Annotated in this window: 19 protein-coding genes and 3 pseudogenes; 3 read left to right on the forward strand and 19 right to left on the reverse strand. The window is 39.6% G+C overall.

Features of this window, described 5'->3' with window-relative positions; genetic code table 11:
- Positions 1-1,120 precede the first annotated feature (1,120 nt).
- From C427_RS28870 to pomA, 8 genes and pseudogenes are all read right to left on the reverse strand, one after another.
- Positions 1,121-1,240, reverse strand: a complete 120-nt coding sequence (locus C427_RS28870) for a transposase family protein (RefSeq protein WP_409371877.1) — start codon at positions 1,238-1,240, stop codon at positions 1,121-1,123.
- Between the two features lie 1,073 nt (positions 1,241-2,313).
- Positions 2,314-2,505: a hypothetical protein gene (locus tag C427_RS16260; protein WP_007642281.1), complete on the reverse strand. Its 192-nt coding sequence runs from the start codon at positions 2,503-2,505 to the stop codon at positions 2,314-2,316.
- 45 nt (positions 2,506-2,550) lie between these two features.
- The gene (locus C427_RS26465; protein WP_007642279.1) at positions 2,551-2,691 is read right to left on the reverse strand and encodes a hypothetical protein; all 141 of its coding nucleotides are present in this window, start codon (positions 2,689-2,691) and stop codon (positions 2,551-2,553) included.
- A 906-nt stretch (positions 2,692-3,597) separates the two neighbouring features.
- A pseudogene (locus tag C427_RS29035) lies at positions 3,598-3,783 on the reverse strand (IS1595 family transposase); the annotation flags it as partial.
- 512 nt (positions 3,784-4,295) lie between these two features.
- On the reverse strand, positions 4,296-5,471 hold the full coding sequence (locus C427_RS16270) for a hydroxymethylglutaryl-CoA reductase (protein WP_007642262.1): 1,176 nt from the start codon (positions 5,469-5,471) through the stop codon (positions 4,296-4,298).
- A 348-nt stretch (positions 5,472-5,819) separates the two neighbouring features.
- Positions 5,820-6,122, reverse strand: coding sequence for a hypothetical protein (locus C427_RS16275; protein WP_226991264.1), 303 nt, complete (start codon positions 6,120-6,122; stop codon positions 5,820-5,822).
- Positions 6,123-7,110: 988 nt separating this feature from the next.
- Positions 7,111-8,034, reverse strand: a complete 924-nt coding sequence (locus tag C427_RS16280; RefSeq protein WP_007642251.1) for a flagellar motor protein MotB — start codon at positions 8,032-8,034, stop codon at positions 7,111-7,113.
- 3 nt (positions 8,035-8,037) lie between these two features.
- Complete coding sequence (gene pomA, locus C427_RS16285) at positions 8,038-8,802, reverse strand: flagellar motor protein PomA (protein ID WP_007642250.1); 765 nt, start codon at positions 8,800-8,802, stop codon at positions 8,038-8,040.
- Between the two features lie 308 nt (positions 8,803-9,110).
- On the opposite strand from pomA, the gene xseB reads away from it, so the two are divergent.
- The 3 genes from xseB to dxs are packed head-to-tail and all read left to right on the forward strand — an operon-like array spanning position 9,111 to position 12,159.
- The gene (xseB, locus tag C427_RS16290) at positions 9,111-9,353 is read left to right on the forward strand and encodes an exodeoxyribonuclease VII small subunit (protein ID WP_007642248.1); all 243 of its coding nucleotides are present in this window, start codon (positions 9,111-9,113) and stop codon (positions 9,351-9,353) included.
- Positions 9,353-10,243 (forward strand): (2E,6E)-farnesyl diphosphate synthase, encoded by an 891-nt coding sequence (ispA, locus tag C427_RS16295; protein WP_007642247.1) that lies wholly within the window; start codon positions 9,353-9,355, stop codon positions 10,241-10,243. Before xseB ends, ispA begins: the two co-directional genes overlap by 1 nt.
- 53 nt (positions 10,244-10,296) lie before the next feature.
- A complete protein-coding gene (dxs, locus tag C427_RS16300; protein WP_007642245.1) occupies positions 10,297-12,159 on the forward strand; it encodes a 1-deoxy-D-xylulose-5-phosphate synthase in 1,863 nt (620 codons plus the stop codon).
- A 722-nt stretch (positions 12,160-12,881) separates the two neighbouring features.
- Here dxs and C427_RS16310 read toward each other — a convergent pair.
- From C427_RS16310 to glyA, 11 genes and pseudogenes are all read right to left on the reverse strand, one after another.
- Positions 12,882-13,424, reverse strand: coding sequence for a hypothetical protein (locus C427_RS16310; protein ID WP_007642239.1), 543 nt, complete (start codon positions 13,422-13,424; stop codon positions 12,882-12,884).
- A 352-nt stretch (positions 13,425-13,776) separates the two neighbouring features.
- Positions 13,777-14,190: a hypothetical protein gene (locus C427_RS16320; protein WP_007642237.1), complete on the reverse strand. Its 414-nt coding sequence runs from the start codon at positions 14,188-14,190 to the stop codon at positions 13,777-13,779.
- A 346-nt stretch (positions 14,191-14,536) separates the two neighbouring features.
- Positions 14,537-15,025: a phosphatidylglycerophosphatase A family protein gene (locus C427_RS16325; protein WP_007642235.1), complete on the reverse strand. Its 489-nt coding sequence runs from the start codon at positions 15,023-15,025 to the stop codon at positions 14,537-14,539.
- 27 nt (positions 15,026-15,052) lie between these two features.
- Positions 15,053-16,015: a thiamine-phosphate kinase gene (gene thiL, locus C427_RS16330; protein WP_007642234.1), complete on the reverse strand. Its 963-nt coding sequence runs from the start codon at positions 16,013-16,015 to the stop codon at positions 15,053-15,055.
- Between the two features lie 58 nt (positions 16,016-16,073).
- The gene (gene nusB / locus C427_RS16335) at positions 16,074-16,496 is read right to left on the reverse strand and encodes a transcription antitermination factor NusB (RefSeq protein ID WP_007642232.1); all 423 of its coding nucleotides are present in this window, start codon (positions 16,494-16,496) and stop codon (positions 16,074-16,076) included.
- On the reverse strand, positions 16,497-16,952 hold the full coding sequence (gene ribH / locus C427_RS16340) for a 6,7-dimethyl-8-ribityllumazine synthase (RefSeq protein ID WP_187292423.1): 456 nt from the start codon (positions 16,950-16,952) through the stop codon (positions 16,497-16,499).
- Between the two features lie 91 nt (positions 16,953-17,043).
- Positions 17,044-18,144: pseudogene (ribBA, locus tag C427_RS16345) on the reverse strand (bifunctional 3,4-dihydroxy-2-butanone-4-phosphate synthase/GTP cyclohydrolase II).
- 76 nt (positions 18,145-18,220) lie between these two features.
- A pseudogene (locus C427_RS16350) lies at positions 18,221-18,889 on the reverse strand (riboflavin synthase).
- Between the two features lie 38 nt (positions 18,890-18,927).
- A complete protein-coding gene (ribD, locus tag C427_RS16355; RefSeq protein WP_007642227.1) occupies positions 18,928-20,064 on the reverse strand; it encodes a bifunctional diaminohydroxyphosphoribosylaminopyrimidine deaminase/5-amino-6-(5-phosphoribosylamino)uracil reductase RibD in 1,137 nt (378 codons plus the stop codon).
- Positions 20,065-20,130: 66 nt separating this feature from the next.
- Positions 20,131-20,580 (reverse strand): transcriptional regulator NrdR, encoded by a 450-nt coding sequence (gene nrdR, locus C427_RS16360; RefSeq protein WP_007642225.1) that lies wholly within the window; start codon positions 20,578-20,580, stop codon positions 20,131-20,133.
- 130 nt (positions 20,581-20,710) lie between these two features.
- The gene (glyA, locus tag C427_RS16365; RefSeq protein WP_007642223.1) at positions 20,711-21,967 is read right to left on the reverse strand and encodes a serine hydroxymethyltransferase; all 1,257 of its coding nucleotides are present in this window, start codon (positions 21,965-21,967) and stop codon (positions 20,711-20,713) included.
- Between the last annotated feature and the right edge of the window lie 157 nt (positions 21,968-22,124).

Consider the following 22,124-nt stretch of genomic DNA (forward strand, 5'->3'; position numbering starts at 1 on the left):
ATTCACATTCCCGACCAAACACCTGCATCTCGATAACTGCTGCTGATTGTTATTCTTTCCCCATGCAGTGTTGATAACCTTAAGTTCTTCACACCGAAAGATATATACATGAAAAATGTTCCCTTTTTAGCTTCATCCGTAAAATGTAAGCAAACGTTTTAGTTTTTCCTTCTTTTGCAGATGCAAACACCTAGAGCTAATCAATTATTCATTTCTAAAGATATTCCACGAGACTCGACACCACTTTAACTGCATCTGCCTTATTAAATCTTTATGCATCCATTTTGGTCACTTACCAAGATGTTCAATTGAGCCAATCAAGGCTTCTAAAGATTTTGCTCAAGCTAATGTGACTTTTATATATTTAAGTAGAACAACCTTTTTACTTGCTGATCCCTGTATATTTTAAACCTAAATAAGGTTAATTATCTGCATAGATAGGTAGCTTAAATGAATTTAGTAATGACCGAATTATTATAATAGTTTTATATATGAAATATTAATGGTGGTAATAATCTAATGAAGTAGGTCATCACTATCGCAAATTGTGTGAGTTTTTTTAACAGGTTTATGAAACCAAAAACAACACCAATTCATAAGTCTTTGTTAATAAGATACGTTAAATTTATGGTAAGAAATGCATCCGTAAATATGAAGCGAAATCTAGAACAACATCTTAAAACTTAAATTTAAATTTAAATTTAAGGTCATAAAATCAATTTGTTAAATTAATGTTACCCACATATAAATTTTATCTTTATTTAAATAACCAACAAAAAGTAATTTTCCATGAAAGTATAAGGGCAATTGAATTAAAATAATTGCAACACCTTTAACAGATAATCACTGCACCAACCTGACATCTGTCGCTTAATTTTAATACCGACTTTATGTTCAGTTTCCGACTTAAGTAGGTTTAACGATACATGGCCTAATATTGCCATATTTGATCTGAATGCCCTTTGCGCATCCGACAACTATCTTCATCAAATGCTATATCTAATGTTCAGTGTAGATTATTCTCTACGCCCCAGTGAGCGCGTACGTAGAGCGCTTAAGGCATTTGCCATAAATCGCAATGACATCCCCTGTCGCATTTTTAACTATTGCCTTGATCCAATTAGAAAAGACAGACTTGAAATGACTCAGGATCGATTAATAAGAATACTCGCCCAAAGGTAACGTATGACGGGATGCCATGTTCAAGTGATAAATACTGCTCAAACCATTTCATTTTCATCTTTGCAAGTTTTCAATGGACACCCAACTATCACAACCGCAAAAAACGGCGCATAGCGTAATAAAGAAGATGTCATCCAATTATATGTAATTGCTTTCTATGAAGGCGTGGATCGGCAATGTTTTTGAAATGTTCGACAAGTGTAGGCTTTTGTTTGGTCGTTTTACGGTGCTTAAAGGAAAGTAATTGATCAAATCAAAGGATCGGTGTCAAGCTATCTTTAATGCGATTGCCCGGGGCAAAGAAGGCATTAACATGGCCCGTTCGATTGGCTGTGACATCATTTTAAACCGAAGGTTGCAAAAGTGTACTTCCCCAATCTTCCTATACTGGTATGCCCTAACTGAAGTTTAAATGACATATTTTAGTCAAAATCCCAGCGCCAACCTACTGACATAGTCTTTTGATTAATACTGTAATAATCTAGCAGAAATTTAGGTATGCGGTAAATCTCTAAGTCCCCAGGCACTTGTGCAAGAGCTGGCAAATTAATACCGCTAGCGTCAAGATCAAACTTTTCAGATTGATCTTGACGCTAGCGAAGCAAAAAAGTTATGTGCACCTCTATGATATACGCCACTCACATAACCGCTTTCTATCTATTGAATTGACAAGCTGTCAGTGTTGATTCCTGCAATCTCTGAAATGACGGTAACTGTATCAAATCAATATTGGTCACTGATTAGAGGTGTAGGTCGCCTTTCGATTATCTACGTCAGCAGTATTTTGGAAATCTAATGCGTTAGGCAAGTTAGCAGATAAGTTAGGTATACCGCATCCAGTTGTTTTACTTCATGAATCCGTGGTTTATGGCTTGTGAATCGAACTTTAACAAAGTGTGATTTAAGGCGGCATCCCAATTCATCGATTGAAAACCTAAACTTACAATGTTATCTAAGCGAACTAAAGGCAGTCGAAGCAAACTCACTTTTGTCGTAAAACAGCTTAGCTGAAAACGTTAGATTGCCAAGATGTTCGCTGTAGGTTACGTCAGCACCATCCATATAACGATAGGGGATAACGCCATAAATTTCAGACGGTACATAGGCCCAATTATAGGCAAAACCTATATCTCAATATTCGATTAATAAAAACAAATCAAAAGCTGTCCATCCTTGTCTAAATGACCAATTAACACTAGGTGCGTATATAACAAAGGCTAAGTTTAGTAGATCATCGAGGTTTAGTTTTTTCTGGTCTCTATAAATAGCTTGAACCACAATATCGATTTCGTTATTGGCGATAATGTCAAATTGGATACCCAAGTTTGAACTTTCAGCAAAGTCAAAGTCACTTATTAATACCCCAGTTTAAGAAAAATCGGCACGATAACCAAAATCATTTGAACCGATTGTTACAATACCTAACGTACCAAATCCGGAGACACTGACATCAGGCTCCGCGAATACAATATTTGAAACTAGTAACAGTAAAAGAATGTACTTTGTCATAATTAACATGCCCTCAAGTATTTAAAAAAAATACGAATTTAAAATCTTGTAATCGGTAATATCTTGCAAGCTATGATACAAAAAAGAGCGTGTTCTTAAGTCAATCACAAATTAAGTCGGCCATATTATTGATCTATAGGGAATTAGTTTATGTTCTGAGACATTGTATGCAAAACAACCATTTATTTTTTGTTACATATTAATTTGGTATGTTGCCAGCAATTGTTGAAGTATAGGTATTGATGTGTTCTCCCAGCTGATGATTCTAACGTCAATCCAACAGTTTTATCCTGAAGCTGAATTTCCTGATAATACTGAATCTTTAACAAAATCAATCATAGCCAATATTATTGCCTAACATATTTGTGTTTTATATTTTCGTTATTAAGTCTAGAGGGCACTTGGTTATTAAAGGATTATAATTTTTGATATCAAAAATAAGAAAAACATTAAATATCCATCACATCAGGGTAGTCAACGAGTTTGCTCATCTTAAGGAGGTCAAGATTTCTGATATCGAAAGGTACTTAGCATCGTATATGTCGACACCAACAGCGAGAAAAACAATTCACCAGTTAGTTGATCTAGATATCATCACTTTTGATCAAAGTCAGGTAGACAAAAGAGTTAAATTAGTGCGTTTCCTTAAAATGAATTTGGATGAGTTTATGTGACATTATTTATCATAATGTGTCGGTTATTTAATATTTTTTGTGCTCTTGGTGTTAGCCAACATTTTAATTTTTTATGCTACTCCATTTAACTCAGGTTGATTTTAAAGAAGTATGAATAATTGCCAAGTTTAACAATCAATTAAGTATTTTTTTCCACAAAAAAGCGATAATACTAACTACAAAATTTATTTAAGTACTATTGTAAGTAGTTACCCGTAACGCCATGAAAACAGCCCGACAATCGGTAGAGGTTATCCCTCTTTCATTAACATAAACCGAGCAATCTTCCAGTTCACTTCAATAAGCTTGCTTAGCCTTAGCGCTGAAATACTGACTTTGTCTGAGCCGATAAAATACAGTGCTCAAAACATTTGAGTAATGGTAGATGACTACCATGAAATAAAGTGCCTGACGTCACCTATGCTTTTCAGTGACAATGGCTGCAGTCGTTTAATTCAAAGCAGTGAAGGTTGATACCATTGCCGTGACTACATTGAGAACATATAAACCCATTTGGCCACTTCAGATACTGGAGACAATCTTTATTCGTTCTGAACTCCTGTTGCCAAGTTAAAAAACTGGCTTTGAGTATGAAAAAATTGGAGAAGCATGTGAATTTTTCTTCAAATTCAGTAATATCACCCAAGTATATTTAACTTATCTCTGTTTATTATTTCTCGTCTTTCAATCAATAAGTCACCATTAATTTTAGACGCCTCTAATTAGTATATGGATTGTCTTAATATCGAGAGGTATTTTATAAACATCTAATGATAAATAAACTACAAAATTGAAAGTCTAAAAAATGATATAAATAGCCTAATACAAAGTTTATACATAACAAGCTGCTTTATAGCAGCTCCATGACCAAGTACTCTTTGAAAGGTCGATGCTTGTAATTAAGTTTGCTTCAGACGAATCGATAGCAGTTCAATCTCGGTTCCGCCCAAACTTGTCATGACTACTCACCCAATGCCCGCCAATCACTGCACATGCTAAAGAAATATCTCCAGCAAGAACTGTTGCAGCCACAATTTCTGCTAACTTGTTTGCTTTTCCAGTGCCATAACAATCAAGTATTTCCAAACACTCTTTTTGGGTCGGTAAACCTGTACCGCCTCCATAGGTAGCCACAATTAAAGAAGGCAATGTCACAGACAGATAAAAATCGCCATTATCTAACAATTCATGAGAGAGCAAACCAGCATGAGACTCAACCACGTTAGCTTCATCTTGCCCAGTGGCGATAAATAATGACGCAATACCATTAGCTGAGTGTGGCCCATTATATGCAGCGCCCGCCATCATAGCGCCGGTATTAGCCAATACTGTCGCCCGGGCCAACATTTTGGTATCTACCTTCATGATCTTTTGAACTATATCTTTTTTCAGCACGACTTCTGCAATAACCCGTTTTCCTCGGGAATGCAGCATGTTCAAGTGTGAGTGTTTTTTATCTGTATCCATATTTCCTGATAGCAAATACTCACATTCGCCTGGGTATTCTTTGACGATCCATTCACAAGCTACCAGCGTGGCCTTGCCCACCATATTTTGCCCAGCCGCATCTCCCGTTGTATAGTTGAATCGTAGATAACGTGTTTTCGACACTGACCACTGCATAATGTGCTCTAGTTTACCAATTCGCGTAGTCGTTTCAGCTTGTTGCTTAATCTCTAAAAAATGCTCATCTATCCATTGACCAAAATCCCGCGCTTCTCTGGCGTTGGAAAAGATAAAGGCCGGTGATCGCTGCATAAATTGTTCAACTACTGTGGTATGCACACCACCACATTCATTGAGCAAGCGCATACCACGACTATAACTTGCTACTAGTGTGCCTTCGGTTGTCGCCAATGGAACATGAAAATAACCTTGCGCATGCTCACCGTGGACCAACATTGGGCCTGCAATACCCACAGGCATTTGTACCACACCAATAAAGTTTTCAATATTGCCAGGCAAAACACTCGGATCAATTGAATAATGTCCAGTGTGTAGTAAATCAGCACCTGTTTGTTGGGTTAAATATTCACGACGTTTTTGCGCCCACTCATGGCTATGATCATTAAGCGTATTTCGTGGGATCCTATGTTTTCTGGCCATTATACTTGATCCTTCATTAAATAATGTTTGTCCTATAACAAGACTATGCAAACAGTTTGCCAATAAATTTTAACTAAGAATAATGACCAAAGCATGAATGTACTGAAAAAACCATAATTTCACTTCTGATATGCTCGAAATTAGTGCGATACATTGTTCGTTATAGTGCAGGAAGATAAAGCAGAAAATAGTGAAATAAAACGGCAGAAAACGCCGAAAAATGCATTTATAATAAAATAATGGAAATGAGAGTAATAGTGTCCTCGTGTTAGGTTCAAAGCCCGAAGGCATAAACCAAAAAAACTAATCTTCCACCATTCTCAGCAAACTTTGCATAACAAGTATCCGCTATTTGAACCTCGGAACCACAGCCTGAGCAAACAACCCGCCCCTACTGTAATAGATCACTCTGGCATACTGAAGGGCAACTAATTCTGCTAACCCCATGCTTAAAATTAGTTGAAATAAGTATTCAATACGCTGCTTATCCTCGTCTTCAATTATTTTGCTTGGCTCTTGAAAATTTAAGCCCCAAGCCCTTATTGCTTGTTCCGTGCCCAAACTTGAAGGTGACATGGTAAATGATAGTGTGAGTAATTTATCAAGACGTGGCTCAGCAGAAATATTAGAATGAACAAATATATCGATCACAAATAATATGGTTTTTGTTGCTAATTACTCAAGACCGCATCTAACAAATCTTGGTGTTTATTAAAATGCCAGAAAAAACAGCCACGAGTTACGTTCAGCATTTTAGCGAGTAGATAGACTTTCACTCGATCTACTCAAAATACCTTAATAGATTGAGTAGTCGCGTCAATCCAATCTTGTTTTTCCAGCATTACGGATTCGATTACACTACTTTTCTTTTACGCTTCCAAACACTATTTATTCACAAAAGATACACCGGTGAATTATGCAGCAAGTTCTTATTCTGATAGGCGTTTCTATCTTTGGAATTTTAGGTACTATGCATTCGATATATGCGTTTATAGTCAACAAATTTAACGCCCGAGACCCTGAAGTCACATCAGCAATGAAGTGAATACCATCCGTGATAAGCAGCCAAATTTCAATATTGAAAGCATGGAAGGGATTCAACGCCAGTCATAGTCTAGGTGCTATATTGTTGCCTGCCGTATATATTCCCATCACCATCAATCACATATATATTATTCAACAATCACTTGGGTTGACACTATTACCTATTTTAGTCGGAGTTAGTTACATGCTTCTATCATAGGGATATTAATTCAACATCCCTATGATAAGTATAACGATATCAACACTATGCTTTATAAGTGCAGCGATAATAGGAAATATATAAAGCACTAGCGAAGCGACTGCTTCCTCACCTACTAGCAAGGTAAAAAAATCATCTTCGAATGACTTTTTATGAAATACGTCAGCGTGGCGACAGTGCGTATTTAAGCCTGCTGATCATTTTTAAGGTGTTCAAATAATCTTTCAAAAAGTGGTCAAAAATATTTGAGTAATATTTTGAACTTACTTGTTTGCAGCTGGTAGCATAAAGTAATCGGCATAAAAGCATTCTATGCGCTGCACATCAGCTGGCCACCGTACAATATGAAGTGAAGTGGATCCGTTGAATATTACAAAACGTGAGGCTTAAAAATAACTATTCTAGAACTGATATCGGCTCAGATATTTTAGGCTTACCCTGATTAATAGAAATCTCTACCCGACGATTACGACTTCGATTCTGCGTATCATCAATATCAGTCATAGGATCAGTATCAGCTTTACCTACCACCGACATGCGACTCTCATCAAAGCCTTCAGCACGCCTAAGCTCTTCAGCCACAGCCACAGCTCGTTGGGATGAAAGGTCCCAGTTCGAACGATATAGCTCATTCGAAATTTGCTGACTATCACTATGTCCAGACACTTCGATATCACCTGGCATATCAGCTAACAAAACGCCTATTTTACGCAATATCGGTACAAACTGCGGTTGTAAAAATGCTGACCCCGCAGAGAACGAACCATTTTCTCTTATACGAATAGTGATTTGTTGACCCAAAGACTCAATTTCAATCGCACCATCAATAATTTGCTTTTCTAACTTTTGTGCGACTTTACGCATACGCTCAGCCACTTCTTCTTGGCTAGCTTTTTCACTGTTACTTTGAGACTGTTGATCTGAGGCAGTTTGTTGTGCTGCCCCGCCACGTTGCTCACCCCGCTGTTTTTGACGACCGCCTGCAGAGTCTTCAGTACCAGCTTGGAACTCCAGCATCTCTTGAGTCATGTCAGTAGTCTGTTGCTGGATAGTATCTATAGGCGTGGGCTCTGGGCGACCAGGACGAAACTCCATCGCAATCACACTGGTACCTTTTGGAATATCTTTTACTTCAATTTTATTTTGAACACCAAAAGCGAACTTCATTGAGCCTGCGATTTGTTTAAACTTAAGTACATCCATCTCAGAAAAAGATAACAGCAGCACAAAGAAACACATTAATAACGCCATTAAATCAGCAAAGGTTCCCATCCAAGCAGGAAGTCCTTCGGGAGGACATTTAGGGCATTCATTTTCCATCAGTTATTCTGCATCTTCTTCAGAGCCACGTTTTTTAGCCGCTAAATAATTTTTAAGGATCCCTTCAATAACCCGTGGGTTTTGTCCATCGGCAATGCCAATAATTCCGTCTAACACTAGACTTTGGTTAAGTTTTTCTTCATCAGCTCGATGACCTAGTTTGACTGAAATAGGTAAACAGACTAGGTTGGCTAACATCGCACCGTAAAGGGTCGTTAAAAGCGCTACCGCCATTGCAGGGCCAATTGACTTAGGATCATCCATGTTTGACAACATCGCTACCAAACCCACCAAAGTCCCTATCATACCCATGGCTGGCGCAACATCTCCTAAACCTTTAAAGATAGACTTCCCGAAATCATGTCGTTCTGTGGTCATATAAATATCCTTGCTTAACGTAGCTCTGACAACTTCGACATCGTGACCATCCACCAACATATCGACCCCCTTTTGCATAAAGGAATTGGCAATTTCAGCTTCTTCTAAAGCTAAAAACCCACCCTTTCGAGCTGCATCGGCCATTTCAACAATTTTTTCTATTTGCGATTCAGGGGTTTCGATTTTGAACATAAACGCTTTACCAGCGATCTTGCCGGCACCAAAAAACTGCCCCAGAGTATATTGGGATAAAACCGCAAATATACTCCCACCAAATACAATCAATATTGAAGGTACGTTGATAAACATTGCGATATCACCACCTTGGATCATCGCCATCACAACAAAACCAATAGCGCCAAGAATACCGATTATGGTTGCTAAATCCACATTGTGCTCCCAATAAAAATAAAGGTATAAATATTAAGCAACAAAAGCCAACAGCTCAGATTATTGCCAATAATTAGCTATCTACAATAAACTAAAAACGTAAACAGTTTTAAGTGTTTACCACCTCATTTTATCGACAATCATAAATAATTCTATAGTAACCATTTATGTTATTAATTTAAGGTCAGTCTTTTTTCACTTAACAGACGTATATGACACTACTTTTAGGCTGTATTTGAAAAGTATTTGACCCATTTTTTTCGCTCAGGTAAGGTGCCTGCCATTTTAGGAATCTGAAGAGGAATATTATGACAACTCGTAAAAAAGCAGAATCGCTCACCTTTGAACAATCTATGCTGGAACTAGAAGCACTAGTGACAAAAATGGAGCAAGGAGATTTGCCTCTGGAAGACGCATTACAAAATTTTGAGCGCGGTATTGTGCTAGCCAGACATAGCCAACAAAAATTAAAAGATGCAGAACAAAAAGTTCAAATTCTTACCACTAAAAATGGGCAGCAAACTTTAGACGTATTTGAACCTGATAATTAATGAATTTAAGCACCTTTCAACAAGCGAGCCGCGACAGGGTTAATTCAATCCTGAGTCAAGCCATCAATGCTTTACCTGAACATTCAGAAAAGCTTAAACAAGCTATGGAATACGCATTACTAATAGGTGGTAAACGAATGCGCCCCTTTTTAGTTTATGCCACAGGTAAAATGCTTTCCGTCCAAGAAAAAGATCTTGATGGTCCCGCAGCTGCGATAGAAGCAATCCATGCCTATTCACTTATCCATGATGACTTACCCGCTATGGATAATGATGACCTAAGACGGGGGCATCCAACCTGTCATATTCAATTTGATGAAGCCATTGCCATATTAGCTGGTGATGCCTTACAGACTTTGGCATTTGAAATATTGTGCGATTACCCGCTTTCAAATACACTGGGAATCAAACGTATTGAATTAGTCAAAATTATTAGTCAAGCAGCTGGTTACAATGGTATGTGCGGAGGCCAAGCGATGGACTTGGCTGCGACTGGCCAACATATCACCCAAAAACAGTTAGAAGACCTGCACGACAAAAAAACAGGTTCTCTGCTGAGTGCTTGTGTTGAGATGACTATCGCTTTGGCTGTAAATATCACCCCACAAAGTCGTCAACATTTAATGCGTTTTGCTAAAATTATAGGCTTGGCATTTCAAGTCCAGGACGATATTTTAGATGTGGTCAGCGACTCTACAGTGCTAGGAAAACCACAAGGTTCTGACCAAGCACAGAACAAAAGCACCTATCCTGCTATGCTAGGATTAGAACAAGCACAAGCTTACCTGGAAGATCTACATCAACAAGCGCTTCAAGCTTTGCGCGCTTTGCCTTACAATACCCAAATGTTGGTGTCTTTTACCGACTTTGTTATCCACCGTACTAACTAGATAAATATGTACAAGTGGCCAAATAAATAAACTTAATTAGTTGATACTCTTTAATGACCCTAGATATTGCTCACTACCCAATCCTCGCTCAAGCTGATACACCAGAACAGTTAAGAGAGTTATCACAAGATAAACTTAAGCAGCTAAGTACTGAATTACGTCAATACTTATTAACCAGCGTGAGCCAAAGTAGTGGACATTTTGCCTCGGGATTAGGCACGGTCGAGCTGACAGTTGCTTTGCATTATGTGTACAACACCCCTTTTGATCGCCTGTTATGGGATGTGGGCCATCAAGCCTACCCCCACAAAATTTTAACCGGTCGCCGTAAACGTATGCCGACCATCCGTAAAAAAGGTGGCTTACATCCTTTCCCATGGCCGCCAGAAAGCGAATATGACACCTTTGCTGTAGGCCATTCATCTACCTCTATTAGTGCCGCTTTAGGCATGGCAGTCGCGGCAGAAAAAGAAGCGCAAGGTAGAAAAGTGGTGGCAGTAATTGGTGATGGTGCCATGACCGCAGGCATGGCCTTTGAAGCATTGAACCATGGTGGAGATATCAGTAAAGATTTATTAGTGGTGTTAAATGACAATGAGATGTCGATATCAGAAAATGTCGGCGCCCTAAATAGTCACTTGGCCAGATTATTAACAGGTACTTTTTTTAACTCTATCCGCGATGGTGGTAAAAAATTACTGAGTAATGTTCCACCAATAAAGGAATTTGCCAGCCGTGCTGAAGAACATATCAAAGGCATGGTGGTTCCCGGTACTATTTTTGAAGAATTGGGATTTAAATATATCGGACCAATAGACGGTCATGACGTGAATGGCGTAGTGGACACGCTTCGTAATATGCGCAACATCAAAGGTCCACAAATTCTTCATGTAGTAACCAAAAAAGGCAAAGGGTACGAGTCAGCCGAACAAGATCCCATTAAGTTTCATGCAGTGCCTAAGTTCAATCCAAGTGATCAAGCTCTGCCCAAAGCAGCGCCCAGCAACCCAACTTTTTCAGCTATATTTGGTGATTGGTTATGCGATATGGCCGCACGGGATTCTAAATTAATGGCCGTCACACCCGCTATGCGTGAGGGTTCTGGCATGGTCAAATTTTCCCAGCAGTATCCATCACAATATTTTGATGTAGCAATTGCTGAACAACACGCAGTCACCTTTGCTGCGGGTCTTGCCAAAGAAGGTCTGAATGCGGTAGTAGCTATTTATTCCACCTTCTTGCAACGAGCCTACGACCAGCTTATTCATGATGTGGCAATACAAAACTTACCAGTTTTGTTTGCCATAGACCGCGCAGGACTTGTGGGCGCTGATGGCCCTACTCACCAAGGTGCGTTTGATATTGCATTTTTACGCTGTATCCCCAACATGGTGATCATGGTACCAGCCGATGAGAATGAATGCCGTCAGATGTTATTCACAGGGCACAAGCTACAAAAGCCTGCAGCTGTCAGATATCCAAGAGGATCAGCTACTGGTGTAGTGCCTGAGAAACAAATGACTGCCCTTGAGTTAGGAAAAAGTCGCACTATAAGAAACGGCGAGAAGGTCGCGATTCTTAACTTTGGTATTTTGTTGCCCTACGCCCAAGAAGCGGCAGAAAAAATCAATGCAACCATCATTGATATGCGTTTTGTTAAACCTTTAGATACCGACATTATTAACCAACTCGCAGCAACCCACGGTTTGTTTGTAAGCATTGAAGACGGCGCCATTATAGGCGGTGCAGGCAGTGCAGTAGCTGAATACTTAATGTCTTCCAAACATACCAGTAGACTATTGCAACTTGGCCTACCTGATGAATTTATTATGCAAGGTACCCAACAAGAGATGTATGTTGAACTAGGTTTAGATGCAGCGGGTATATTGGGTAGAATTGATGAGTTTTATAAATAATTATTATGCCTAGGTTTAGTATTAAATATTACTATTACGGATATTTCGTAACATAAAGCATGCGCTGACGCTTACTGGCATCCTTGCCATTTTTGACTCAGGTCCCTTCGAGCCAGTTACTCTTTTTTCTACAGCAAAAAAAGAGTAACCAGAAAAATAGCCGCTCGAGGGCAATACTCTTCATCCAACTATTACTTCAATTTAGCAGGTCGCGCTGAGCCGTTCCAGACGGCGCACCGCTCAATCGCCTGTCCCGCGCGGCGTCCGCATGGCGATTGCCCTACTAAATTGAAGTAATAGTCGGCGAGCCTTGAGTCGAGGGTAAGTCAAAAGCATCGGCTTTGCCGACTAAGAAGCCTTCTACCTATATTCTAATAGGGAGTTATGATGGCTGTCCCCCGCAAACCTAGTTATTCTAAAAAAAGTTAACTAGGAAGCGCTTTTAACTCAGCTCTGTCTTAATTAAAAGGATTCAAGCTTGTGCCATATTTTTGCTTTATCCACTTTACTTGTTTTTCAATCAATGAAGAAATTTCAGGGCTTCCGGGTAGCGGATAGTCTTCAGGGTTATACCTACCTAAGGTCGACTGCTTTAACAATAAAAACCTATGTTGCCAATAGCGATAATGGTGTTTTAAGGTTATCTGTAACCCCTGCTCATAGACAGTTTCGAACTCTTGGCTACCTATTATCTTTAGAAATCGCGCATAAAAATAAAGAGCTTACACATAATAAAATTTAATATGGCTTAAGTCTGGTAATGCTGATTGATAATGACTAAAGATTCTATCATGCAATTCGGTATTGCTATTTTCAGCAAGCAATTTATGCTCATATGAAAATGCATACATAAGCTTTTTTAAACCTCTAGTAAAAGGATTTACATTAACTAATTTGTCTATCAATTCATAACTTACATACACGTCGCGAGACTTAATATAGGTTAAAGTTACTCTTTGTATATGCTGATTTTCGTGCAGCCCTTGAATACCCTTATCTATCTGATTAATGTCTATAGCATCATGTAAATAACTTTGTGCCTCGAAGTAATCCTGATCTGCTTTAACTAAACTCAGAAATGGTTCAACATTCATTGCAATTTGAACTAACACTGAACCTACAACATGATATTTGTATGTATCAAACTCTAAATCGTGCAAAGCTCTGTTGAAAACATAGCCTTCCATTGAATATAAATGTTGTGCCTTATAGTAAACAATGAGTTCAAGCACTCGACCTCTTTTATACTTTCCATCAATAGCCATTTACCTTATTAGTCGGCAACGCCGATGCTCTTGATTTACCCTCGACTCAAAGCTCGCCAATTATAAGGTGAATTTAGTAGGGCAATTTGCAGGGACGCAAATTGAGTTTGCCATTGCCGGGAGCAAGTGCAAACGACCTGCGAAATTTGCCTAATAATTGGAAGAAGAGCATTGCCATCGAGCGGCTTTTTTTGCCTACTTTTTTTAGCTGCAGCAAAAAAGTAGGTTGGACGAAGGGATTCATTTTAAAAATGGCATGGGTGCCAGTGTACCGCAAGGCACATGCTTTAAATATCAATATTAACAGGCCTCATAATTAGCAGGACACACAGGTTAAATTAACAGGAGGTGACTAAAATTCGCAGGTCAGTTTAGGGCTATAAAATTGCGTAATCTTTTTATATTGCTCTGGGTTATGCCATTCTTTACGAACGTTACAGATATAAGGGTAGTAGGTGTTTACAAATCCTTGTGCATCGGTATCGAAAAATTGCCCCGACACTTTTTCTTCACATAAATCCAATTCACGGCACAAAATTATTTGTTCATAAAAAGTAAAAATTTGCTCCAATTCACCATTTAACTTATCTTCATTAATCTGCTTTAATATTTCTCTTTCGTATCGTGCTGATAAGTCTTCGGCTCTTAAAGCGGGATCTTGTAACGTTTCATTAAGTTGTTCAGAGCGTTTGGCCATAGATTCGGTGATTTTTAATCTAGCCTCTACATGCATTTTATTATAAAGATACCGATCTGCAAAAGCCATCGAACACACAACACCCCGCAGATTTATATTCTAAGTATTCATAAATAACAAACGAATCACCTATCAGCACTGACAACACCGCCACCGAAGTTTCAGCTACCTGCAGATGTATTTATTGACCAGTCGTTTAATACAAACAGGGAGGATAACTAGATGAGGATATTAAGTTGTAATAAAAAATAATAAGAACCTGACCATCTGCGTTTTATCCTAGTAACCATTGAGCTAATACATGGAAAATTAATAATACAGGTAACAGGTTTAATATCAGTGACATAATAATGATTCATTATTAAAAAAAGTCTAAGATTTACTGCAACTCTGTGATTTGAAGGTAGCCCTGAAGCTAAAACCACCCCATAACTAAACCAAATTGTATGCCCGCAAGAGCAAATAAACCCGCCAATACATCATCAATCATGATGCCAAAGCCGCCGTGAACATGTTTATCTAAGTAGCTAATAGGCCAAGGTTTTAATATATCAAAAAATCGGAATAGCATAAAACCAACCAGCACTGTTTGCCAGCTCAGGGGTACTGCAAGCATAGTGATTAACATGCCTGCGACTTCATCCCAAACGATAGAGGAGTCGTCATGCACACCCATGTCTTCTGCGGTTTTTCCACAGATCCAGATGCCAAACACACACACTAGTATTGTGACAATCAAATAAACGGAAAAACTAGAGAAATGAGATAACAGCACAACTAAGGGCAAAGCAGCTAACGTACCGAATGTACCTGGCATTTTTGCAGCTAAACCGCTACCAAATCCAAACGCCAAAAAGTGAACAGGATTAAGTAAGCTCACTCGGCTGCGTATTTGTTTATCCATTGCAGTGCCTCTCTTTGGTTGAGGTAACTAGAAGTGTTCGTAACCTTTGGCGCTATATTCATAAGGTTTGTCAGCTTGACGTAACTGTAACTTACCTGCAGAGCCGTTTAGTTGACCAATATAGGTCGCATGCACATTAGCATTGGCTAAGGTTGTCTCTAAATGGCCTTTTTGTTCTTCACTCACCGTGAATAATAACTCGTAATCATCCCCAGCACTTAAGGCATAACTGATCGCTTGAGAATAAGTCACAGATTCTTTTAGGGCTGGAGACAATGGCAATTTATCAACATGTATTGTGGCACCACACTGAGACGCATTTAGAATGTGTTTAATATCAGCGATCAAACCATCGGATATATCGATACAAGCACTGGCAATACGCCTAAGGCTGTTACCAACCAATAACCTTGGGGTGGGATAATTCAAGCGATTCAGCAAAAACGCTTGATTAAGCGGATTGCTCACTACACACTTTTTTTGCGCTATATGCAAACCTAATCCTGCATCACCCAATGTACCAGTGACATAAAGCGAATCACCTGGTTTAGCCTTACTTCTTGTCAGAGCTTGGTCAAAGGGCACAAATCCTTGCGCCGTGATGGTTATAGCTAGAGGTCCCTTAACAGTATCACCGCCAATCAATTGCACCGAGTAATATTTAGAGTGTTGTTGCAAACCATTTGAAAAAGCTTCAAGCCAAGTTTCATCAACCTCAGGCATACTCAAAGATAAACTAATCCAAGCGGGTTCTGCACCCATGGCGGCCAAATCGCTTAAATTTACGGCCATGGCTTTTTGCGCTATCGCGTGGGCAGGCGTGTCTGGTAAGAAATGCACGCCACTAATCAAGGTATCGGTGGTAGTGACTAAGGCTTGACCTTGAGGGATATGAGTGACAGCACCATCATCACCAATGCCAATTATCACGTCTTTACGCTGAATACTTTTTGCTTTGAAAAAGTCTTCAATCACATTAAATTCTTTCACAGTTACTACTTTTATTTAAATCAGTGAGAGAAAGTTGTCCGCAACCTATTTGCTAGGGTTAGGACAACTCATCTTTACGCAGGGTCTTTATCGCTTTGTCCAACACACCATTAATAAATTTATGGCTTTCTTCTGCACCAAAAGATTTAGCTAACTCGATGGCTTCATTGATAACAACTTTATAAGGGACATCAATTCTAGCAACAAGCTCGTAAGTAGCAATTCTAAGAATCGCTTTTTCTACGGGATCTAGCTCCTCAGGCAGGCGCCCAAGGTAAGGTTTCATTTTTTTGTCTATTTCTGCACAGTCTTTTACAACGGCTCGCAATAATTCCAAAAAATACTCAGTATCCACTTTTTTCATATCGTTACTGGTGACGATACTAAGCTCTATTTGTTCGACAGGATTTTTGCTCATTTGCCAAGAATAAACCGCTTGTACTGCAAATTCTCTGGCTAGACGGCGGGCTTTAGGTTTCAACTATTTAGCCTCTTCAATATTAGCTAATACATTAACCATTTCTAGTGCACTAATAGCAGCTTCTGCGCCTTTGTTACCAGCTTTAGTGCCAGAACGTTCGATAGCTTGTTCAATACTATCAGTAGTGATTACGCCAAAAGAAACAGGAATACCATGATCGTAAGAGACTTGCGCTAAACCTTTATTACATTCGCCAGCGACAAACTCAAAGTGAGGTGTTCCACCACGTATAACTGCACCAAGGGCAATAATGGCATCATATTTGTTTTGTTCGGCAAGTTTTTTCGCTGCGATGGGTAGTTCGTAAGCACCTGGCACACGCACTAAAGTAATATCTTGTTCGTTTACTTCACCATGTCGTTCAAGGGCATCTAGAGCACCATCGACAAGGCTTTCAACAACAAAACCGTTGAAACGTGAAACCACTAGAGCAAACTTTTTGCCTGTTGCGCGAATGTTCCCTCAAATAATATTCATTTTTAACCTTTCTGGGAAATCCGGGGCGCCTTTAGCACATCGTAAATGGGAATTTGTGGAATTTTAATTTTTAAATTTTCGATGTATCCACCACTTCTAATCCATAGCCTGACAAGGCATGGTTTTTTTGGGTTGGCTCATCAAACGCATTTTTTAAACACATAAGCTGGCTAATATTTGACTACCTACACCGACCGGTCTAGATGAGCCAGTCCATGGGGCATTAGCGGTTTTCTCGCCATTATCTTCTGCTTCAAATTGTTTGACCTGGGTCAGTAAATCTTCATCTTTACCTAGCAGCACTAAAACACCACCATTATCAGCAATATATTTAATGGCTTGTGGCAACCCCATACTTCGTGAAATAGCCCGTTGAGAACCTAATAAATCACTAAAACTATTCAGCAAATGCACTCTCACCAAAGTAGGCACATCACTATTAATCTCACCTTTGCACATAGCAAAGTGTACTTGGTTATCAATCACATCTTTATAAGTAACTAAATCAAATTCACCGTACTCTGTGGGAAGTTTACACTTAGCAACCTGCTGAATAGTGGTTTCATTCAAATTTCTATATTCGATTAAATCAGCGATAGTACCAATTTTCATGTCATGTTTGGCTGCGAAGACTTCCAACTCTGGACGCCTGGCCATACTGCCGTCTTCGTTGAGTATTTCAACTATTACAGAAGCAGGCTCACAACCTGCGAGACGAGCCAAGTCTATACCTGCTTCAGTATGTCCTGCACGGTTTAGCACCCCCCCCTCTTTACCAATTAATGGGAAAATATGTCCCGGTTGCACAATGTTGCTAGGGTTTGCATCTTTTGCTACTGCCGCCAATACAGTTTTGGCCCGGTCTGACGCTGAAATTCCTGTCGTAACACACTTCTGCCGCTTCAATAGAGACAGTGAAGTTGGTTGAAAATTGAGCGCTATTGTCATCTACCATCAAGGGTAAGTTGAGCGCTTGGCAGCGCTCAGCAGTCATGGGTAAACACACCAAACCCCGAGCATGAGTCACCATGAAATTAATAGCTTCGGGTGTAACATATTCGGCAGCCATAATAAGGTCGCCTTCGTTTTCCCTATCTTCATCATCCATTAAGATAACCATTTTACCTTGACGGATATCTTCAATTATCTCTTCACTGCTATTTAATGGCATAGTTTATTGTCTTCTTTTTAATTTTATTGAGGGCATCGTTTTTACCCTTGGGACAAGCACCTTTCGGTGACCTTATTTACTTCAAATAGCCGTTTTCTGCTAAAAACGCCATACTGATATCTTTTTTACCATCTTGACTTGAGGGCTCTGCCGCTTTGTCACCTAACATTAACCTTTCAATGTAACGGGCGATTACATCCACTTCTAAATTAACCTTAGTACCTAATTTATATAGTCCGATAATAGTTTCTTTCAAGCTATGAGGAATTAATGTCAGTAAAAATTTAGCACCATTTACTTGATTCACAGTTAGGCTCACACCATCCAACGTGCTCGAGCCTTTTCAGCCAAATATTTTGCTAGTTGAACGGGTGCTTTAATCCAAATCTCCACATAACGGCCAACAGGTGCAATAGATAATATCTCACCTACACCGTCCACATGGCCACTCACATAATGCCCACAAACAACTGTTAGCTTGCAATGCTTTCTCAAGGTTAACCTTACTACCTGCCTGATAGCTGGCAAAACCAGTACGTTTAATGGTCTTATGTGATATGTCAGCGCTAAATCCACTTTTCGACATAGCGACTACCGTTAAACAAACTCCATTATTAGCAATACTATCACCTAAAGAGACATAACTCATATCCAACTTGTCGGTTTTAATTGACAACCTTATGTCCGTGCCAGAGGGTGTCAAGGCTTCAATAGTATCCACATCCTCTATAATTCCGGTAAACATAATCTCTCAATAAATTTGTTCAACGTTACATTAATGTTTTAATTATTAATCAGCGCAGTCATTTTAATATCACTACCCACTTGCCTAATATCGGTCCAAGTAAGCTCAATTACCTCATCCATTACTTCAATCGGTATGCTGTCAAACAGATTTTGACCAGCACCTCCTATAAGTTTGGGCGCTTGATATAAAATCAATTCATCAATCAGTTTATTTTGTAACAACGCACCGGCGAGTTTGCCTCCCGCTTCAACCCAAATGTTATTTAGTTGCATCTCACCTAACTTGGTCATCACTTTATTTAAGTCTAACTTATTGCCAATAAAAGGCGCTTGCCATTGACTCACATGCTGTTCAAATAAGTGTTCGCTTGGCTGTCCATTAACAAGTAAAACATTGCCAGCAAGATTGTTTTCAAATGATCGCAAACAATTTAAAGAGGCAGGTAACTGATTGCGTCCGTCCAACAAAACCCGCAAAGGTTGTCGCAAGTCTTTTTGTGCTAACACATCATCATTTAAATTAAGCTCAGAATAACGCACATTCAACATCGGGTTATCTGCTATTACTGTACCAGAACCCGATAAAATAGCGCAGCTACGCGCTCGATGTCTTTGTACATCTTGCCTTGCCTGTGGACCGGTAATCCACTGACTTATGCCATTTTTTAAAGCCGTTTTACCATCTAAACTAGCGGCTAACTTAACGGTGACCCAGGGTAGACCTGTTCGCATACGTTTAATAAAACCACGGTTAAGTTGTTCCGCACTTGCTTGCAATAAACCATGTTCGGTTTTTATACCTGCTTCTTGTAGCTTAATTAAACCCTTTCCAGACACCACAGGATTAGGATCAACCATAGCCGCCACGACCCTAGTTACACCGGCCTCTATTAAGGCATCAGCACAAGGTGGAGTCTTACCATAATGACTACAAGGCTCTAGAGTGACGTAAGCAGTAGCACCCTTGGAAAACTCACCAGCTTGTTGCAAAGCGTGCACTTCAGCATGAGGCGCTCCTGCTTTTTTATGCCAGCCTTCGCCTAAAATGACACCTTGCCTGTCGCTGATAACACATCCCACATTAGGATTAGGAGAAGTGGTATATTCACCGCATTTAGCTAATTGAATAGCGCGGGCCATCATTTGATGATCTATTTTAGAAAATTCAGTCACAAGTTACCAATAAATAAAAGAAAAACAGTATAGAAAAACAATTAAAAACAATCACCAGTGCAGACTTTAATCGCCTAGCCGCGCAATCTCTTCACCAAATTCGCGGATATCTTCAAACGAACGATATACGGACGCAAAACGCACATAAGCAATCTTATCTAGTTCTTTCAATGCATCCATAATCAAATTGCCCAGAAATTCACTACTGACTTCGCGCTCACCAGTAGCACGTAACGAAGATTTCAGACGACTGATACACTGCTCGACTTGTTCTGTACTAACAGGGCGCTTTTCTAGGGCACGCTGCAAGCCGGCCCGCAATTTATCTTCGTTAAAAGGTTCACGAGAACCGTCGCGTTTGACTATCCGAGGCATCACTAATTCTGCCACTTCAAAAGTCGTAAAACGTTCTTTACATACCGTACACTCTCTTCTACGTCTCACTTGGCTGCCATCAGCTACCAGACGGGAATCGATGACTTTAGTTTCTTGTACAGAACAAAATGGGCAAAACATAAATGACTCCAAATTTGAGTAGTGAATTTGCTTAAATTAACAAAATTCCACTGCTAGTCATACTATAAGCAATAAAAAGCAATAAAAAAGCCGACTTTCGCCGGCTTCCGTGTGTCAATATAGATATTACTTAGGCGTAAACAGGGAATTGCTCACACAACGCAACCACTTCACCTTTGACACGTTTAATGACAGATTCATCATTAATATTATCCAATACATCACAAATCCAGTTTGCCACCTGTTTTGCTTGTTCTTCTTTAAAACCACGACGAGTAATGGCGGGTGAACCAAGACGTAATCCACTGGTGACGAAAGGTGAACGAGGATCGTTTGGCACTGAGTTTTTATTAACAGTGATGTTGGCGTTGCCAAGGGCAGCATCCGCATCTTTACCTGAGTACTCTTTACCAATTAAATCCAATAAGAATAAATGGTTTTCTGTACCACCAGAAACCACCTTGTGCCCACGCTCTTGTATCACCGCAGCCATAGCTTTGGCATTAAGTACCACTTGCTGTTGATAAACTTTAAACTCAGGCTCTAAGGCTTCTTTAAAAGCCACCGCTTTTGCAGCAATCACATGGCACAAAGGACCGCCTTGGTTGCCAGGAAATACAGAACTATTCAGTTTTTTATAAATTGCTTCGTCACCACAAGCCGATAAAATCAAACCGCCGCGAGGCCCTGCTAGAGTTTTATGGGTAGTCGTGGTCACAACATGGGCATGAGGAAGCGGACTAGGATAGACACCAGCAGCAACCAAGCCTGCAACGTGAGCCATATCTACTAACAAATACGCATCGACTTTATCCGCTATTTCGCGAAATTTCTGCCAATCAACAATGCCTGAATAGGCTGAGAAACCTGCAATTATCATTTTAGGTTTATGCTCAATGGCTAAGGCTTCAACTTGTGCCATATCGATTTCGCCGGTTTCAGGATGTAATCCGTATTGAACAGCGTTATATGTTTTACCCGAGAAATTCACATGTGAACCGTGAGTTAAATGACCACCGTGGGCTAAACTCATACCTAATACTGTATCGCCTGCATTGATTAAAGCCATAAACACAGCAGTGTTGGCTTGTGAACCAGCATGTGGTTGCACGTTGGCGTAATCACAACCAAATAATTGTTTAGCCCGTTCTATGGCTAAATCTTCAGCAATATCTACATATTCACAACCGCCGTAATAACGCTTGTGTGGGTAGCCTTCCGCGTATTTATTGGTTAACTGAGAACCTTGAGCTTCTAATACACGTGGGCTGCAATAGTTTTCAGAAGCGATCAGCTCGATGTGTTGCTCCTGACGTTGGTTTTCATTTTGAATTGCTTGAAACAATTCTGGGTCAAAATCAGCAATATTCATGTCACGTGTTAGCATCACTTTTCCTCAAGATTAGCGGTAATTAAAATTAGGATAAACACCCCCTAAATAAGCAGCGCATAGTTTAGTTATTTTAAATAATTTGTATAGTGGCATTGTGGTATGAGAAACAACCAAAAGTTGTAACGCTTTATGCACAAGGATTTCTCATTTG

This window comes from Paraglaciecola psychrophila 170 (assembly GCF_000347635.1).
GTDB classification, from domain to species: domain Bacteria; phylum Pseudomonadota; class Gammaproteobacteria; order Enterobacterales; family Alteromonadaceae; genus Paraglaciecola; species Paraglaciecola psychrophila.

What these genes read in the sequence shown, in the direction of transcription:
- C427_RS28870 (WP_409371877.1), bottom strand. Translation starts at nt 1,240, where the DNA reads ATGAAAATGAAATGGTTTGAGCAGTATTTATCACTTGAACATGGCATC.
- C427_RS26465 (WP_007642279.1), bottom strand. Translation starts at nt 2,691, where the DNA reads ATGACAAAGTACATTCTTTTACTGTTACTAGTTTCAAATATTGTATTC.
- C427_RS16270 (WP_007642262.1), bottom strand. Translation starts at nt 5,471, where the DNA reads ATGGCCAGAAAACATAGGATCCCACGAAATACGCTTAATGATCATAGC.
- C427_RS16280 (WP_007642251.1), bottom strand. Translation starts at nt 8,034, where the DNA reads ATGGAAAATGAATGCCCTAAATGTCCTCCCGAAGGACTTCCTGCTTGG.
- xseB (WP_007642248.1), top strand. Translation starts at nt 9,111, where the DNA reads ATGACAACTCGTAAAAAAGCAGAATCGCTCACCTTTGAACAATCTATG.
- ispA (WP_007642247.1), top strand. Translation starts at nt 9,353, where the DNA reads ATGAATTTAAGCACCTTTCAACAAGCGAGCCGCGACAGGGTTAATTCA.
- dxs (WP_007642245.1), top strand. Translation starts at nt 10,297, where the DNA reads ATGACCCTAGATATTGCTCACTACCCAATCCTCGCTCAAGCTGATACA.
- C427_RS16310 (WP_007642239.1), bottom strand. Translation starts at nt 13,424, where the DNA reads ATGGCTATTGATGGAAAGTATAAAAGAGGTCGAGTGCTTGAACTCATT.
- C427_RS16320 (WP_007642237.1), bottom strand. Translation starts at nt 14,190, where the DNA reads ATGGCTTTTGCAGATCGGTATCTTTATAATAAAATGCATGTAGAGGCT.
- C427_RS16325 (WP_007642235.1), bottom strand. Translation starts at nt 15,025, where the DNA reads ATGGATAAACAAATACGCAGCCGAGTGAGCTTACTTAATCCTGTTCAC.
- nrdR (WP_007642225.1), bottom strand. Translation starts at nt 20,580, where the DNA reads ATGTTTTGCCCATTTTGTTCTGTACAAGAAACTAAAGTCATCGATTCC.
- glyA (WP_007642223.1), bottom strand. Translation starts at nt 21,967, where the DNA reads ATGCTAACACGTGACATGAATATTGCTGATTTTGACCCAGAATTGTTT.